Source organism: Lentimicrobium sp. S6 (assembly GCF_013166635.1).
Classification (GTDB): Bacteria; Bacteroidota; Bacteroidia; order Bacteroidales; family UBA12170; genus UBA12170.
In genome coordinates this window covers 1-413 of sequence record NZ_JABKBZ010000292.1, presented here as the reverse complement: position 1 = coordinate 413, position 413 = coordinate 1, and the positions used below count along the sequence as shown (strand labels likewise).

Annotated in this window: 1 pseudogene; it reads left to right on the top strand. The window is 32.9% G+C overall.

From position 1 onward, the window contains the following. Positions 1-252, top strand: a pseudogene (locus HNS40_RS23880) (transposase); the annotation flags it as partial. Positions 253-413 lie beyond the last annotated feature (161 nt).

Below are 413 nucleotides of genomic sequence, written 5' to 3'. Positions count from 1 at the left end.
TTGAAATCTATAGCATTAGATGGACTATTGAAGTCTTTTTTAAGGAGGTTAAACAATTATTCAAATTAGGCACCTGTCAGTCTACGAATTTTGATGTCCAAATAGCCCAAACTACTATTATTATGATTCAATATTTACTCACCAGCATCAGGTTCCGAATGGAGGCTTACGAAACGATCGGTGGTTTATTTAGGGACTTGAAACAGGATTACATCGAACACAAATTGAATGATAGGATTTTGTTGATAGTATACCAAATAATGGACTTTTTGGAAAAAGTAATAGATGGTGTTGATTTTCAGAAAATTGCACATGAGTTAATCAACAATAGTGAAAATTTTCTGTTTTTTAGAGAAAAAGAACCTATTCTAATTCAGCTTGATAAGGCAGTCTGATTTGGTGCGAAACTTCAG